The sequence below is a fragment of the Stenotrophomonas sp. STEN056 genome, assembly GCF_056759635.1.
The window spans coordinates 89250-104130 of record NZ_JBRRDL010000003.1 but is presented as its reverse complement, the minus strand read 5'-3'; the positions used below and the strand labels follow the sequence as shown (position 1 = coordinate 104130).

The following is a 14881-nucleotide window of genomic DNA, read 5'->3' as shown; positions in this document are numbered from 1 at the left end:
GCCAGTGCCAGCGCGGTTGGCCTTCGACCCGGGCGGCGAGCGAGATCACCCCTGATCTCACTCCCCGCCGCGTGCTCAGGCATGCCCTCCCACGGAGGGCGTCTGCTGTTCGAGCTTCTCCAGCTCGTTGGCCACCGTTTCCGGCGACTGCGTATACGGCGCGAGCAGGGCATAGAACGCAGGCACCACGAACAACGACAGCAGCGTGGAAACGGCAACACCGAAGATCACCACGATGCCGATGGTGCCGCGGCTGGCCGAACCCGGGCCGCCAGCGGCAACCAGCGGAATCGCACCGACCACGGTGGCGATCGAGGTCATCAGGATCGGGCGCAGACGCACCATCGACGACTCGACGATGGCCTGGTGCACATTGCGGCCTTCGTCGCGCAACTGGTTGGCGAACTCGACGATCAGGATGCCGTTCTTGGCGGCCAAACCCACCAGCATGACGATGCCGATCTGGCTGAACAGGTTGAGCGTGCCGCCGCTGATATACAGGCCGACGAACGCACCCAACACGCCCAACGGCACGGTCAGCATGATCACCAGCGGGTGGATGAAGCTCTCGAACTGTGCGGCCAGCACCAGGTACACCACCAGCAAGGCCATTGCGAAGGTCAGCAACACCGCGCTGCCTGCACTCTGGTACTCGCGCGATTCGCCCTTCCAGTCGATCTGCGCGTAATCCGGCAACTCCTCGCGGGCCACGTCCTGCACCCAGGCGATGGTTTCGCCCAGGGTGTGGCCGGGCGCAATGTTGGCACTGATGGTGATCGCGCGCAGGCGGTTGAAGCGGTTGAGGCTGCCGGCCTCGGCCACTTCACTGAGCGTGACCAGGTTGGACAGCGGCACCAGTTCGCCCGAACGCGCACGCACCTGGATGGCCGACAGATCCGCCGGTGAAGCGCGGCCCTCGCGGCCGGCCTGCACCAGCACGTCGTATTCCTCGCCGTTGTCGACGAAGGTGGTGACGCGGCGCGAGCCCATCATGGTTTCCAGCGCGCGGCCGATGTCGGTGACCGAAATGCCCAGGTCGGCCGCACGCTGGCGGTCGATGTTGACCCGCATCTGCGGGCGGGTTTCCTTGTAGTCCGAATCGGCGCCGACCAGGCCCGGGTAGTCGGCCATGCGGGCCAGCAGGCGGTCACGCCACTGTGCGATCTCCGCGTATTCAGGGCCGCCCAGCACGATCTGGAACGGTTGGCCCATGCTGCGCACCAGGCCGCCACCGACCATCGTGCGCACGCGCACGCCACTCAGATCGTTGAGTTCTTTCTGCAGGTCGTTGGCCACGTCGCTGGTGGCCTCGGTGCGGTCGCGCCACGGCTGCAGGAACACGCTGATGCGGCCGGTATGCATTTCCTCACTGTTGCCCCAGCCGCCGGGTACGCGCGGGTTGGCGCGCACGATCGGCTCTTCGGGACCAACGAACTGCGAGACGATCTGCTCCACCTGCTGCACCTGGCCGACGGTGTAGTCGTAACCGGCGCCTTCCGGGCCATCGATCATGATCTGGAATGAGCCACGGTCCTCGGCCGGTGCCAATTCCGAAGGCAGCAGCTTGAGCAGGCCCCAGCTGCTGCCCAGCGCGGCCAGCATCACCAGGGCGAAGATCCAGGTGCGCTGCACGTGTTTGTCCAGCACACGGCCGTAGGCCGCCGACACACGCTCCAGCTGGCGGTTGATGAAGCCATGCAGGCGGCTGGTTTTCTGCTCGCTGTGCGGCTTGAGCAGCTTGGAGGCCATCATCGGGGTCAGCGTCAGCGCGACAAACGCCGACAGCGCCACCGCAGAAGCCAAGGCCACCGCCAGCTCGCGGAACAAACGCCCGGTGTTGCCTTCCAGGAAGCCCACCGGCAGGAACACCGCCACCAGCACCGCCGTGGTGGCGATCACCGCGAAGGCAACCTGGGTGGTGCCGCGCCGTGCAGCGACCAGGGGCGGCTCGCCCAGGTCGATGCGGCGCTGCACGTTTTCCACCACCACGATGGCGTCATCCACCACCAGGCCGATACACAGCACCAATGCCAGCAGGGTGAACAGGTTGATCGAGAAACCAAAGGCGAACAGCGCGATGAAGGCTGCCACCAGACACACCGGCACCGTCACCGCGGGAATCAAGGCCGCACGCAGGCTGCCCAGGAACAGCCAGATCACCACCAGCACCAGCACCATGGCCTCGGCCAGCGTCCAGTACACGCGCTCGACCGCTGCCTCAATGAAGGTGGTGTTGTCGAAGGCGACAAAGATCTGCGTGCCCTTGGGCAGGGTCTGGGCGATGCGCTCGGCTTCGGCGCGGGTGGCACGGGCCACGTCCAGCGCATTGGCGGTGGAGGTCTTGACGATGCCCAGGCCAACGCCCGGCTCGCCATTGCTGCGGTAATAGGCGCGGCGTTCGGCCGAGGCCAGCTCGACCTTGGCCACGTCGCCCAAGCGCACCACGTAGCCATCGTTGCCTTTGCCAAGCGGGATGCTGGCAAAGTCGGCCGGTGCCACGTAGCTGCGCTCCACGCGCAGGGTGAAGTCGCGGTCGGCGGATTCAATGCGGCCGGCCGGCAGCTCCACGTTTTCGTTGCGCAGCGCGGTTTCCACCTCGCCCACGGTCAGGCCGCGTGCGGCCAGCTGGTCGCGGTCCAGCCAGATGCGCATGGCGTAACGCTGGCGGCCACCGATGCGCACCTGCGCCACGCCGTCGATGCTGGAGAAACGGTCCACCACGTAGCGCTCGGCGTAGTCGCTGAGCTCCAGTGTATCCAGCGCCGAGGAGGCCATGTTGAACCAGATGATCGGGTCCGCGTCGCTCTCGACCTTGGCGATTTCCGGTGGGCGTGCCTCTTCCGGCATGCGGTCGGCAACCCGGCTGACCGCATCGCGCACGTCATTGGCCGCGGCTTCGATATCGCGGTTGGCGGTGAACTCGATGCTCACCGACGCGCGGCCGTTGGTGCTGCGGGCGTTGATGGTGTCGATGCCTTCGATGCCGGCCAGCGCATCTTCCAGCACCTGGGTGACGCGGCTTTCGATCACCGCCGCCGAGGCGCCGGTGTAATCCACCGACACCGAGACAATGGGCGGGTCGATGGCCGGCAACTCGCGCAGGGTGAGGCGGCTGAACGACATCACGCCCAGCACCACCAGCAGCAGGCTCATCACCACGGCCAGGACCGGCCGCTTGATCGAGAGATCAGACAGTTTCATCCGGCGCTGCCCTGCGCAACCGGCGCAGCAGCGGGCTTGGCCGTCTTGGCATCCTGGATGCGGATACCCGGGCGCAGCTTGCCGGTGCCATCGACCACGATGCGCTCACCGGCGCTCAGGCCCTGGATGATTTCCACCACGCCGGCGCGGCGCGTGCCGGTACGCACGTCCACGCGCTCGACGCTGGCATCGTCCTTGACCCGATACACAAAGGAATCACGGCCCACCTGCACCACGGCGATTTCCGGGATCACCAGTGCCTGGCGCTCCGGGCGGAACACACGCACATCGAGCAACATGCCCGGGCGCAGCGCGTGGTCGGCATTGGCGAAATCGGCGCGCACGGTGACCGCGCGGCTGCCCGGATCCACCCGCGCATCGACCGTACTGACGTCGCCCTCAAAGCTGCGGCCCGGGTAAGCGATGCTGCTGCCGGTGACCTTGTCGCCGGGCTTGAGCGAGGCCAGCTCGGCCTCGGGCACCTGGAAATCCACATGCACGCGCGAGATGTCATCCAGCGTGGCGATGGCCGTGGTCGGGCTGACCAGCGAGCCGGGGCTGATCTGGCGGATGCCCAGTACGCCGGCGAATGGCGCCCGCACCTGGCGGTCGGTGATATCCGCACGCATCTGCCGCACGCGGGCTTCGGCGGCATCGCGGATCGATTTCTGCGTATCCAGGGTGGAGTGCGCCACCAGCTGTTGCGCGGCCAGCTCACGCTGGCGCAGGTACAGCCGGTCGGCTTCGGCGAACGTGGCCTGCGCCTGTGCCAGCGCCGCCTGCTGCGCGTCACCGCGCAGGGTGACCAGCGGTGAACCGGCGGAAACCTGCTGGCCGCTTTCAAAATGCACCTTGTCGACGATCTCGCTGACCTTGGCGGTGACGATGATCGACTCACGCGCCTTGGCGGTGCCGATGGCCTGCAATGTGTCGTTCCAGGCCGATGCCTGCACCTGCTGCGTGGTGACAAGCACGGCATCGCCCGCGCTACGCGGCGCTTCGGCACCCTTGCGATTGCAACCGGCCAGTGCCAGCGCCAAGACAGTGCCACCGGCCAAGGTGACGACAAAACGCCCCAACATACACAGTCCCGTTTGATACACGATCGAGCACTGTAACGACGGCAGATGACGGCCGAATGTGCCGTTAGGGGGGGTAATGCAAACTTGTGTCTGAATTGGAGTGAGGCGTTTTGGCTTTGGCTTTACTCCCTTCTCCCGTAAACGGGAGAAGGGACGTCAAGAGCGACAGCCCGGCATCCCTTTGAACTCTGCCTCTACTCCCTTCTCCCGTATACGGGAGAAGGTGGTGCGCAGCACCGGATGAACGGAGCTTCTCAAACTTACCGCCTCGATGCCGGCCAACAGCTGCCCTCATACGCCCTGCGGGCACCTTCTCCCGCAGGCGGGAGAAGGCAGACGGGAGAAGGAATTTAAAAAGCGCCAGCCCAGCTCAACTCCGCTCCAGCACCTTCAGCACCTGCTCCACCATCGCCGGCACGCTGTCGCTGTCCGCATGCAGGTGCAGCTCCGGCGCTTCCGGCGCTTCATACGGCGAGTCGATGCCGGTGAAATTGGGGATCTGCCCAGCCCTGGCCTTGCGGTACAGGCCCTTTACGTCGCGGGCTTCGGCAACCTCCAGCGGCACGTCAACAAACACCTCGATGAACTCGCCCTGCTCAAAGCGCTCGCGCGCCATCTGCCGCTCGGCGCGGAACGGGGAAATAAAGCTGACCAGCACGATCAAGCCGGCGTCGGCCATCAACCGTGCCACTTCGGCCACGCGGCGGATGTTCTCCACGCGGTCCTCGTCGGTGAAACCCAGGTCGCGGTTCAAGCCATGGCGAACGTTGTCACCGTCCAACAGGAAGGTGTGCCGCCCCTGTGCGTGCAGGCGTTTTTCCACCTGGTTGGCGACGGTGGATTTGCCGGCGCCGGACAGGCCGGTGAACCACAACACCTTTGCCTGCTGCCCCTTGATGCGGGCGCGCGCGGCCTTGTCCACGTCCAGGTGCTGCCAATGCACGTTGCCGGCGCGGCGCAGGGCAAAGTCCAGCGTGCCGGCGGCAACGGTGGCGTTGGTCTGGCGGTCGATCAGGATGAAGCCACCGAGCGCCCGGTTCCGCGCATATGGAGCAAATGCGACCGGCTCGTCCAGCGACAGATTGCAGTAGCCCACCTCGTTCAACTCCAGGCGCTTGGCCGCCAGCCGCTCCTGTGTGTTCACGTCCACGCGGTGCTTGATCTCGCTGATGCTGGCCGAGACCGTGCGGCTGCCAAGCTGCAGCCAGTACGGGCGGCCCGGCAACAAGGCAGCGTCGTCCATCCACAGCACATGCGCGGCGAACTGGTCGGCCACTTCCGGCGGATCATCGGCGGCGGCAATCACGTCGCCGCGACTGACATCCACTTCATCGGCCAAAGTCAGCGTCACCGCCTGCCCGGCCGACGCCACCTGCAGCGGGCCATCCGGGCCCAGCACCTGCTTGACCGTGGAGCGACGCGCAGACGGCAATACCACCACGCCGTCACCCGGGCGCACCTGCCCACCGGCGATGGTGCCGGCGAAACCACGGAAATCCTGGTTGGGGCGGTTGACGTACTGCACCGGCAGGCGCAGGCCGCTGGCCGCTTCGCGTTCGTCCAGCACCACCGTGTCCAGGTGCTCGATCAGGCTGGGGCCCGGGTACCACGGCGTCAGCGCCGAACGCGTGGACAGGTTCTGCCCCTCCAGCGCCGACAGCGGAATGGCCTGCACGTGGGCGATGCCCAGTTGTTCGGCCAGCGCCTGGTATTCGGTGCGGATCCGCGCGAACACGGCCTCGTCGTAGCCCACCAGGTCCATCTTGTTCACCGCCAGCACCACCTGCCGAATTCCAAGCAGCGAGATGATGTAGCTGTGGCGATGCGTCTGCGGCAGCAGGCCCTTGCGTGCATCCACCAGCACCACCGCCACATCGGCGGTGGACGCGCCCGTGGCCATGTTGCGGGTGTACTGCTCATGCCCGGGGCAGTCGGCGACGATGTACTTGCGGCGGTCGGTATCGAAATAGCGGTAAGCCACGTCGATGGTGATGCCCTGCTCACGCTCGGCAGCCAGGCCATCGAGCAACAGCGCGTAGTCGATGCGCTCGCCCTGCGTGCCATGGCGACGACTGTCCGCTTCCAGCGCGGCCAGTTGGTCATCAAACAGACGCTTGCTTTCGTACAGCAGACGACCAATCAGGGTGCTCTTGCCATCATCGACGCTGCCGCAGGTGATGAAGCGCAGCAGCGGCTTGGATTCATGCTGCTGCAGATAGGCAGCGATATCTGCGGTGGAGCCGGGATTGGGGATTGGGGATTGGGGATTGGTCAACCCCGACTCCGATCCACCGTTCCGCGCATCTGCTCCGGCCTTTGCTTCGGCCTTTGCTTCGGCTTCGGTTTTTGCTTTGGCTTTGTCCAATCCCGAATCCCGATTCCCTACTCCCGGCTTCATCAGAAATACCCCTCGAGCTTTTTCTTTTCCATCGAGGCGGATTGGTCGTGGTCGATCAAGCGGCCCTGTCGTTCCGAACTGGTGGACACCAGCATTTCGGCAATGATTTTTTCCAGCGTGTCGGCTTCCGATTCAATGGCGCCGGTCAGCGGGTAGCAACCCAGCGTGCGGAAGCGCACCTTGCGCAGTTGCGGCACCTCACCCGGCAGCAGTGGCAGGCGCTCGTCATCGACCATGATCAGGCTGCCTTCGCGCTCGACCACCGGCCGTTCGGCGGCAAGGTACAACGGCACCACCGGGATTTTCTCGCGGTAGATGTAGAGCCAGATATCCAGTTCGGTCCAGTTGGACAGCGGGAACACCCGCACGCTCTCGCCCTGGTGGATGCGCGCGTTGTACAGGCTCCACAGCTCCGGGCGCTGGTTCTTGGGGTCCCAGCGGTGGCGGTCATTGCGGAAGGAAAACACGCGTTCCTTGGCGCGCGACTTTTCCTCGTCACGACGCGCGCCACCGATGGCGGCATCGAACTTCCACTTGTCCAGCGCCTGCTTCAGGCCCTGGGTTTTCATCACGTCGGTATGCACGCTGGCACCGTGCGTCACCGGGCCGATGTTCTGAGCGATGCCGTCGGGGTTGATATGGACGCGCAGCTCGGTGCCGGTCTCGGCCACGCGGCGGTCGCGGAAGGCGATCATCTCGCCGAACTTCCAGCGCGTGTCCACATGCAGCAGCGGAATCGGCGGCACGCCGGGGGCGAAGGCCTTCAGCAGCAGGTGCAACAGCACCGAACTGTCCTTGCCCACCGAGTACAGCAGCACCGGGTTGTCAAAGGCCGCGGCGACTTCCCGCAGGATGTGGATGCTTTCGGCTTCCAGCCGGTCGAGGTGGGACAGGTATGCGTTGGCAGTCATTGCGCGGGCAGTTTGAGGCGAAGCCTGAAGATGTAGGGTAACAGCATGGCCGGGCAGTCCCGGGGCAGGACAGCGAGTGTGGGGCGGCAACCCGGGCGGTTGAAATAAACGCAGAGCATGAAGCGATAACCGCTGATCCTTTCCGCTTGCAATGCCCCCTCCCTAGCATCAGTCATCCCAAACCACCCGGACCGGAAATGACCGCCGCCGCCACCATCCCCCCCAGCCCCTTGCCCGAAGACCGCAAGGTCCTGCTGTCGCGACTGGTGGAAGGCCTGGACGGCAACAGTTTGTGGTGGCTGTCCGGCTTTGCCGCCGGGTTGGCCCAGGGAAACCCTCCCCCGTACCTGGCAGTCATCCCCGGCGGCCAGGCCGCGCAGTCAGCACAGTCGCAGTTGACCGTGATCTACGGCAGCCAGACCGGCAATGCCCGCCGCGCCGCCGAGCAACTGGCCGCCGAGGTCGAAGCCGCCGGCCTGCCGGTGCGCGTACTGCGTGCCGATGCCTACCCCACCCGCGAGCTGGCCAACGAGCGCCTGCTGTACATCGTCATCAGCACCCAGGGCGAAGGCGACCCGCCGGATGATGCGATCGGCCTGGTCGAGTTCATCGCCGGCAAGCGCGCGCCCAAGCTGCCGCAGCTCAAGTACGCCGTGCTGGGCCTGGGCGATTCCAGCTACGCCGAGTTCTGCGGCATCGCCCGCAAACTGGACACCCGCCTGGCCGAGCTCGGCGCGACCCGCCTGCAGCCGGCCGGCGAAGCCGACCTGGACATCGACACCGTGGCCGTGCCGTGGCGCGTCCAGGCCCTGGCCGACGCCCGCGCCAACATCAGCGAGGCCGCGAGCCCGGCGCCCAGCAACGTCACCCCGCTGCGTCATGCCAGCGTCTACAGCGCACAACACCCCTTCAATGCCGAGGTGCTGTCGCGGCAGGTCATCAGCGGCCGTGACTTCAAGGGCCCGGCCTATACCCGCTACGGCATTGCCGACAAATCGGTGCACCACCTGGAGCTGTCGCTGGAAGGCAGCGGCCTGCATTACGAGCCAGGCGACGCGCTGGGCATCGTGCACCGCAATCCACAGGCGCTGGTCGAATCGGTGTTGGCAGCCACCGGCTTGAATGGCGACACCGAAGTCAGCCATGACGGTCACGCACGGCCGCTGTCGCAGTGGCTGGCCGAGCACCGCGAGCTCACCCGCATCTCGCGCCCGCTGCTGATCAACGTTGGCGAGCGCAGCAACCATGCCGAACTGGCGCGCCTGCTGGAGCCGGAACACAAGGCCGAACTGACGCGCGTGTTCGACGACCACCAACTGGTTGACGTGCTGCGCCGCTGGCCCGCCGAATGGGATGCAGAGGCGCTGGTGAGCACCCTGCGGCCGGCGGCGCACCGCCTGTACTCCATCGCCTCCAGCCGCAAGCGCGTGGGCGAGGAAGTCCATCTCACCGTGGACGAACTGCGCTACGACGCGCACGGCAGCGCCCACCAGGGTGCCGCCAGCAGTTTCCTCGCCGCACTGGAAGAAGGCCAGCCGCTGCCGGTCTTCATTGAAACCAACGAGCGTTTCCGCGTGCCCGCCGACGGCAGCCGCGACATCATCATGATCGGGCCTGGCACCGGCGTGGCGCCGTTCCGCGGCTTCGTGCAGGAACGTGCTGAGATTGGCGCCAGCGGCCGCAACTGGCTGTTCTTCGGTGCACGCCACTTCAACACCGATTTCCTCTACCAGACCGAGTGGCAGGACGCCCTGCGTCGCAAGGAACTGCATCGCCTGGATCTGGCGTTCTCAAGAGACCAGGCCGACAAGGTCTACGTGCAACAGCGCCTGCGCACGCGTGGCCGCGACCTGTACGACTGGCTGCAGAACGGTGCACACCTGTATGTGTGCGGCGCCATCGGAATGGGCAAGGATGTGCACGCGGCACTGCTGGACGTAGTGCGCGAGCACGGCGGGCTGGATGAAGACGGCGCCCGCGACTACCTGACGCAGCTGCATACGGAGGGGCGTTATGGCCGGGATGTGTACTGACGGTTGAGCCGCCACGCGCGGCGATGCGGCTTCGCGCCTGAAGGCGCTCCTACACACCTGTTCCTGGCATAGCGAAAAACATGAGCACCCATTCCGTTGAATCCATCAAGGCCGAAAGCAACCGCCTGCGCGGCTCCCTGCTGGAAAGCCTGGCCGACCCGGTCACCGGCGCATTGCGCGAAGACGACCAGACCCTGATCAAGTACCACGGCAGCTACCAGCAGGATGACCGTGACGTGCGCGACGAGCGCCGCCGCCAGAAGCTGGAGCCGGCCTATCAGTTCATGATCCGCACGCGCACCCCGGGTGGCGTCATCAGCCCGGCGCAGTGGCTCAAGCTCGACGCCATCGCCACCCGCTTCGGCAATCATTCGCTGCGCGTCACCACCCGCCAGGCGTTCCAGTTCCACGGGGTGATCAAGCGCGAACTCAAGGCCACCATGCAGGCCATCAATGCCGCGTTGATCGACACGCTGGCCGCCTGCGGCGACGTCAACCGCAACGTACTGGTGGCGGCGAACCCGCTGCTGTCCAGCGCGCACGCCACGCTGTACGCCGATGCCGCGCGCACCTCCGAGCACCTGCTGCCCAACACCCGCGCCTACTACGAAATCTGGCTGGACGAAGAACGCGTGGCCGGCAGCGGCAATGAGGAAGAGCCGATCTACGGCGAGCGCTACCTGCCGCGCAAGTTCAAGATTGGTTTCGCGCTGCCGCCGGTCAACGACGTGGATGTGTTCGCCAATGACCTGGGCTTCATCGGCGTGCTGGGCGACACCGGCGAACTGCTGGGCTATGACGTCAGCATCGGCGGCGGCATGGGCGCCACGCACGGCGATGCGGAAACCTATCCGCGCATTGCCAACATCGCCGGCTTCATTCCGCGCGAGGCCTTGCTGGATGTCGCCACCGCCGTGGTCACCACCCAGCGTGACCTAGGCAACCGCGAGCTGCGCAAGCGCGCGCGCTTCAAATACACCATCGACGACCACGGCCTGGAGACGGTGATCGCTGAGATCGAACGCCGCGCCGGCATCGCGTTCGCCCCAAGCCGTTCGCAGCCGTTCGCCCACAACGGCGACCGCTATGGCTGGAACGAAGGCGAAGATGGCCGCTGGCACCTGACCCTGTCGCTGCCCGCCGGGCGCATCGCCGACCTGCCGGGCGCGCCGCACCTGAGCGCATTGCGCGAGATCGCCGGCTTCCACGAAGGCGAGTTCCGCATGACCGGCAACCAGAACCTGGTCATCGCTGGCGTGCCTGCCGACCAGCGCGAGCGCATCAATGCGCTGGTGAAGGCCGCGGGCCTGGATGCCGGCAACCAGGCCCCCACCGCACTGGCCCGTGCGGCAATGGCCTGCGTCGCCTTGCCCACCTGCGGCCTGGCCATGGCCGAGGCCGAGCGTTACCTGCCGGACTTCAGCGCCAAGCTGCAGCCGTTGCTGGAACAGCACGGCCTGGCCGAAGCGCCGATCCTGCTGCGTATTTCCGGTTGCCCGAACGGCTGCTCGCGCCCCTACCTGGGCGAGATTGCCCTCGTCGGCAAGGCGCCCGGCCGCTACAACCTGATGCTCGGTGCCGACCACCGCGGCCAGCGCCTGAACACGCTGTACCGCGAAAACATCACCGAGCCGGACATCCTCACCGCGCTGGAACCGCTGTTCGCACGCTATGCCGGCGAGCGTTCCCACGATGAGGGCTTTGGTGACTTCCTGCACCGCGCCGGCATCGTCAGCCTGCCGCCCTACCCCACCCACCGCCAGATTCCCGTGGAACTGCACGCATGAGCGCCCTGCCCCGATCCTCGAACGATTCCATCACCGTACTGCCGGACGACCTGGGCCCGCTCAACGCCGAACTGGAAACAATGGATGCGCAGGCGCGCGTGCGCTGGGCGCTGGAACACGCACCGGGCGCCCATGTGCTGTCGTCCAGTTTCGGCGCGCAGTCGGCGGTGACCCTGCACCTGCTGGCCAGCCAGCGCCCGGACATTCCGGTGATCCTGGTCGATACCGGCTACCTGTTCCCGGAAACCTATCGCTTCGCCGACGAGCTGACCGAGCGCCTCAAGCTCAACCTCAAGGTCTACCGCCCGCTGGTCAGCCGCGCGTGGATGGAAGCGCGCCACGGCCGCCTGTGGGAACAAGGCGTGGTCGGCATCGAGCAGTACAACAACCTGCGCAAGGTCGAGCCGATGAAGCGCGCACTCGATGAACTGCAGGTCGGCACCTGGTTCACCGGCCTGCGCCGCAGCCAGTCCGCCAGCCGCGCCAACACGCCGGTGCTGCAGCGGCGCGGCGAGCGTTACAAGGTCAACCCGATCGCCGACTGGAACGACCGCGACGTGTGGAAGTACCTGCAGGAACACCAGCTGCCCTACCACCCGCTGTGGGAGCAGGGCTATGTGTCCATCGGTGATTTCCACACCACCCGCCGCTGGGAGCCGGGCATGCGCGAGGAAGACACACGTTTCTTCGGCCTCAAGCGCGAATGCGGGTTGCACGAAGAGATTTGATCGCGCCTCCACGGTGATGCGCGATCCAATCACTGGAATCCCTCATCCCCGCGCAGGCAGGGCTTTCAACCGACGAAGGTCGGGGCATCGCTCCGCGCCACGATCCAAAACTCCTGTAGTCCAGGCAACGCGAACCCCCGTCCGCGGTTCACTGCGCGTGCTGTTCCCAGAACGCCAGCAGCTCCTGCAGCGCGGGTGATGCGGCGTGCTGGGCCACGTCGTCCTGCAGATATTCCACTTCATGCAGCCACTGCTGGGTGCTGATTTTCTGCAGCACGCTGCCATCGGCTTCGACACAGCCCATGTGCCAGTGGCTGAAGTACAGCGTTCCGATCGGGCCACTGTGCAGCTCCTGCAACTGCACATGCATGCGCGAAGCGCGGATGCGCGCATAAATGCGCTCCACGCCCTCTTCGGGCCCTTCGAAATACTGGAAGAAGCGATGCCCGTCATACAGCAGCACGCCGGTAACCCCGGCCATCTGGTTGTGTGCCCGTGCATCCACCAGCAGGTGGTCGATATCAGCCGGGGTCAGGCCGGCCACGGCGGTGCTCAGGTAGGCGACTGCACGGTTGCTCATGCAACGGAATCCTTTGCAGCGACGGAGCCGCGAGCATGCCACAGCCCCCTGCCGGCGGTAAGCCGCAGCAGGGGGCATGCGGGCCATCAGTAGCGGTAGTCCAGCTTCAGCCAGAACGAGCGGCCCGGCTCATTGATCCGCACCGGGTCGGCCGGGAAGCCGAAATCAGCGCTGCCGGCCAGGTTCAGGTGCTCGGCATAGGCGCGATCAAACAGGTTGTCCACGCCAGTACTGACGCGCAATGCATCGCTGATGCGATAGGCGCCATTGAGCGACAAGGTGGCAAAACCCGCAGTCGGCCCGAGATCGCGCGCAACCACATTGCCCTGATCCGGCGCCACGCGGTTCTGCCGGGTTGCTGCACGCAGCAGCGCGCCGGCCGACCAGCGCGCATGCTCGTAGCTTGCACTCAGGCGGGTTTCCAGCGGCGGAATCTGCGGCAACGGCTGCTGCGCATCGCGGTTCTCGCCCCAGGCATAGGCCAGCGTGCCGCCCAGCTTCCAGCCCTGCCACGGCCGCCATTCCACGCCTGCCTCGGCACCGGCAATGCGCGCATCCACATTGCTGGCCTGGGTGGTGCTGCCCATCATGCCGCCGCTGCGGTAGTTGAACAGGATGTAGTCCTGCAACTGACCGGCATAGGCTGACACCCATGCATCCAGCGTCGAACTGCGGAACTGCAGGCCAAGGTCCAGCTGCGTGGTCTTTTCCGGTTTCACCCCGGCAAACGCATTGACGCTGCCAGCCGGGCCGGCGTTGGCGGAGAACAGCTCCCAGTAATCCGGCATGCGTTCGCTGTGGCCAAGCCCGGCGTACCAGGTCCACGCCTGCCCATGGTCGCGCTCGTAGCGCAGGAAACCACTGCCCAGCGTTTCCTGCCGGGTCTGCCCAGCGGTGGGGTTGGGCATGTTCATCATGCCGGTGCGCTGGCGCAGGTCCTTGGCCTTGGCCTTGTCCACGCGCAGACCGCTGAGCCAGCGTTGCGCGGTGCCTTCACCGAAAGTCAGCTCGGCGAACGCGCCCTGCGTAGTGAAGTCGGCATCGCGGCTCCAGGGTTGCTGCTGCCAGGTGCCACGGCCCATGCCGCTGCGCTTTTTGTGGCGGCTGTCCTGCGCGTCGATGCCGGCGACAATCGCAATATCCTGCCAGCGCCACTCCGATGCCACGCGGCCGCCGGTAGTGCGACGTTCCACATTCGACGCCATCGGCATCGGCATGCTGCTGTTCGGGTTGGGCGTGCGCAGCGTGTAGTTGTCCATCACATGGTCGGCGCTGTTGTAGTACAGGTTGGCCTGCAGTTTGTCCCACGCGCCGGGCAGATTGCTCTTTTCAAAGCGCATGCCATAGCTGTTGCGCTTGAACGAGGCCCCGTCCATGCCGCGCCCGGCATAACGCGCCAAGGCATCGCCGGTGCCTGCATTTACTTCGAGCACGGTATCGGCATCGGGCGTCCAGCCGATGGCGGCATCGGTGTTCCACTTGCGCCAGCGTGACGGCACCACATCACCGTTGCCATCGCGGTAATCGTCCGCTTCCGAACGGTTGCCGTTGACCCGCACATAGCCCGGCGTGCTGCCGAAGCTGGCATCGAGCATCTGGTCGTTGCGGTTGTTGGAACCGGCCAGCGCACTGGCCTGGACCTGCATGCCCGGCGCATCGAAACGCGGCGTATCGCGCTCGAAGCGCACCGTGCCGGCCGACGCGCCCGCCCCCCAGCGCACACTCTGCGGCCCCTTGATGATGATCAGCCGGTCATAGGTTTCCGGCGCGATGTAGGACAGCGGATTGTCCATGCGTGACGGGCAGGCACCAATGAGGTTGCCGTCGTTGCTGAGAATGTTCAGCCGCGAACCGGACATGCCGCGCAACACCGGATCACCATTGGTGCCGCCATTGCGGATAGCGGAAAAGCCGGGGACGGTCTTCAGGTAGTCGGCACCATCACTGGCCGGCACCGGCTGCCGCGGCAGGCGCGGATCGGTTTCCCAATGCAGTGGCGAAGAAGGCGCGGCGGCCGTGACCACCACCGTGTCCAGGGTTTGCGGGGAGGCGCCGCCATCGGCGCGGGCCAATGCAGGAAACAGTGCGAGGCAGATACAGGCAGACAGGCACGCCGGCACAGCCGGCACGCGGGAAACAAAGTACATGGGGTTCTCCAATA

9 protein-coding genes are annotated in these 14881 nt (G+C 66.0%); 3 read left to right on the top strand and 6 right to left on the bottom strand.

All coding sequences use genetic code 11. The annotated features are described in order from the left end of the window. Nucleotides 1-75: 75 nt before the first annotated feature. From ACVOLO_RS02810 to cysD, 4 genes are all read right to left on the bottom strand, one after another. Nucleotides 76-3201: an efflux RND transporter permease subunit gene (locus tag ACVOLO_RS02810; RefSeq protein ID WP_481568756.1), complete on the bottom strand. Its 3126-nt coding sequence runs from the start codon at nt 3199-3201 to the stop codon at nt 76-78. After that, complete coding sequence (locus ACVOLO_RS02805) at nt 3198-4283, bottom strand: efflux RND transporter periplasmic adaptor subunit (protein ID WP_481568755.1); 1086 nt, start codon at nt 4281-4283, stop codon at nt 3198-3200. Before ACVOLO_RS02805 ends, ACVOLO_RS02810 begins: the two co-directional genes overlap by 4 nt. 370 nt (nt 4284-4653) lie before the next feature. After that, nucleotides 4654-6558: a sulfate adenylyltransferase subunit CysN gene (gene cysN, locus ACVOLO_RS02800; RefSeq protein ID WP_481568754.1), complete on the bottom strand. Its 1905-nt coding sequence runs from the start codon at nt 6556-6558 to the stop codon at nt 4654-4656. 122 nt (nt 6559-6680) lie between these two features. Next, nucleotides 6681-7649 (bottom strand): sulfate adenylyltransferase subunit CysD, encoded by a 969-nt coding sequence (gene cysD, locus ACVOLO_RS02795; RefSeq protein WP_481568843.1) that lies wholly within the window; start codon nt 7647-7649, stop codon nt 6681-6683. 140 nt (nt 7650-7789) lie between these two features. On the opposite strand from cysD, the gene ACVOLO_RS02790 reads away from it, so the two are divergent. From ACVOLO_RS02790 to ACVOLO_RS02780, 3 genes are all read left to right on the top strand, one after another. After that, nucleotides 7790-9625, top strand: coding sequence for an assimilatory sulfite reductase (NADPH) flavoprotein subunit (locus tag ACVOLO_RS02790; RefSeq protein ID WP_481568753.1), 1836 nt, complete (start codon nt 7790-7792; stop codon nt 9623-9625). Nucleotides 9626-9705: 80 nt separating this feature from the next. After that, the gene (gene cysI / locus ACVOLO_RS02785; RefSeq protein ID WP_481568752.1) at nt 9706-11412 is read left to right on the top strand and encodes an assimilatory sulfite reductase (NADPH) hemoprotein subunit; all 1707 of its coding nucleotides are present in this window, start codon (nt 9706-9708) and stop codon (nt 11410-11412) included. Next, a complete protein-coding gene (locus tag ACVOLO_RS02780; RefSeq protein ID WP_481568751.1) occupies nt 11409-12140 on the top strand; it encodes a phosphoadenylyl-sulfate reductase in 732 nt (243 codons plus the stop codon). The genes cysI and ACVOLO_RS02780 overlap by 4 nt, the downstream gene beginning before the upstream one ends. Before the next feature lie 148 nt (nt 12141-12288). On the opposite strand, the gene ACVOLO_RS02775 is transcribed toward ACVOLO_RS02780, so the two are convergent. Together ACVOLO_RS02775 and ACVOLO_RS02770 are read right to left on the bottom strand one after the other, a co-directional pair. After that, entirely contained in the window at nt 12289-12720 is a 432-nt protein-coding gene (locus ACVOLO_RS02775; RefSeq protein ID WP_481568750.1) for a BLUF domain-containing protein, read from the bottom strand. 86 nt (nt 12721-12806) lie between these two features. Then, the gene (locus ACVOLO_RS02770; RefSeq protein WP_481568749.1) at nt 12807-14867 is read right to left on the bottom strand and encodes a TonB-dependent copper receptor; all 2061 of its coding nucleotides are present in this window, start codon (nt 14865-14867) and stop codon (nt 12807-12809) included. Between the last annotated feature and the right edge of the window lie 14 nt (nt 14868-14881).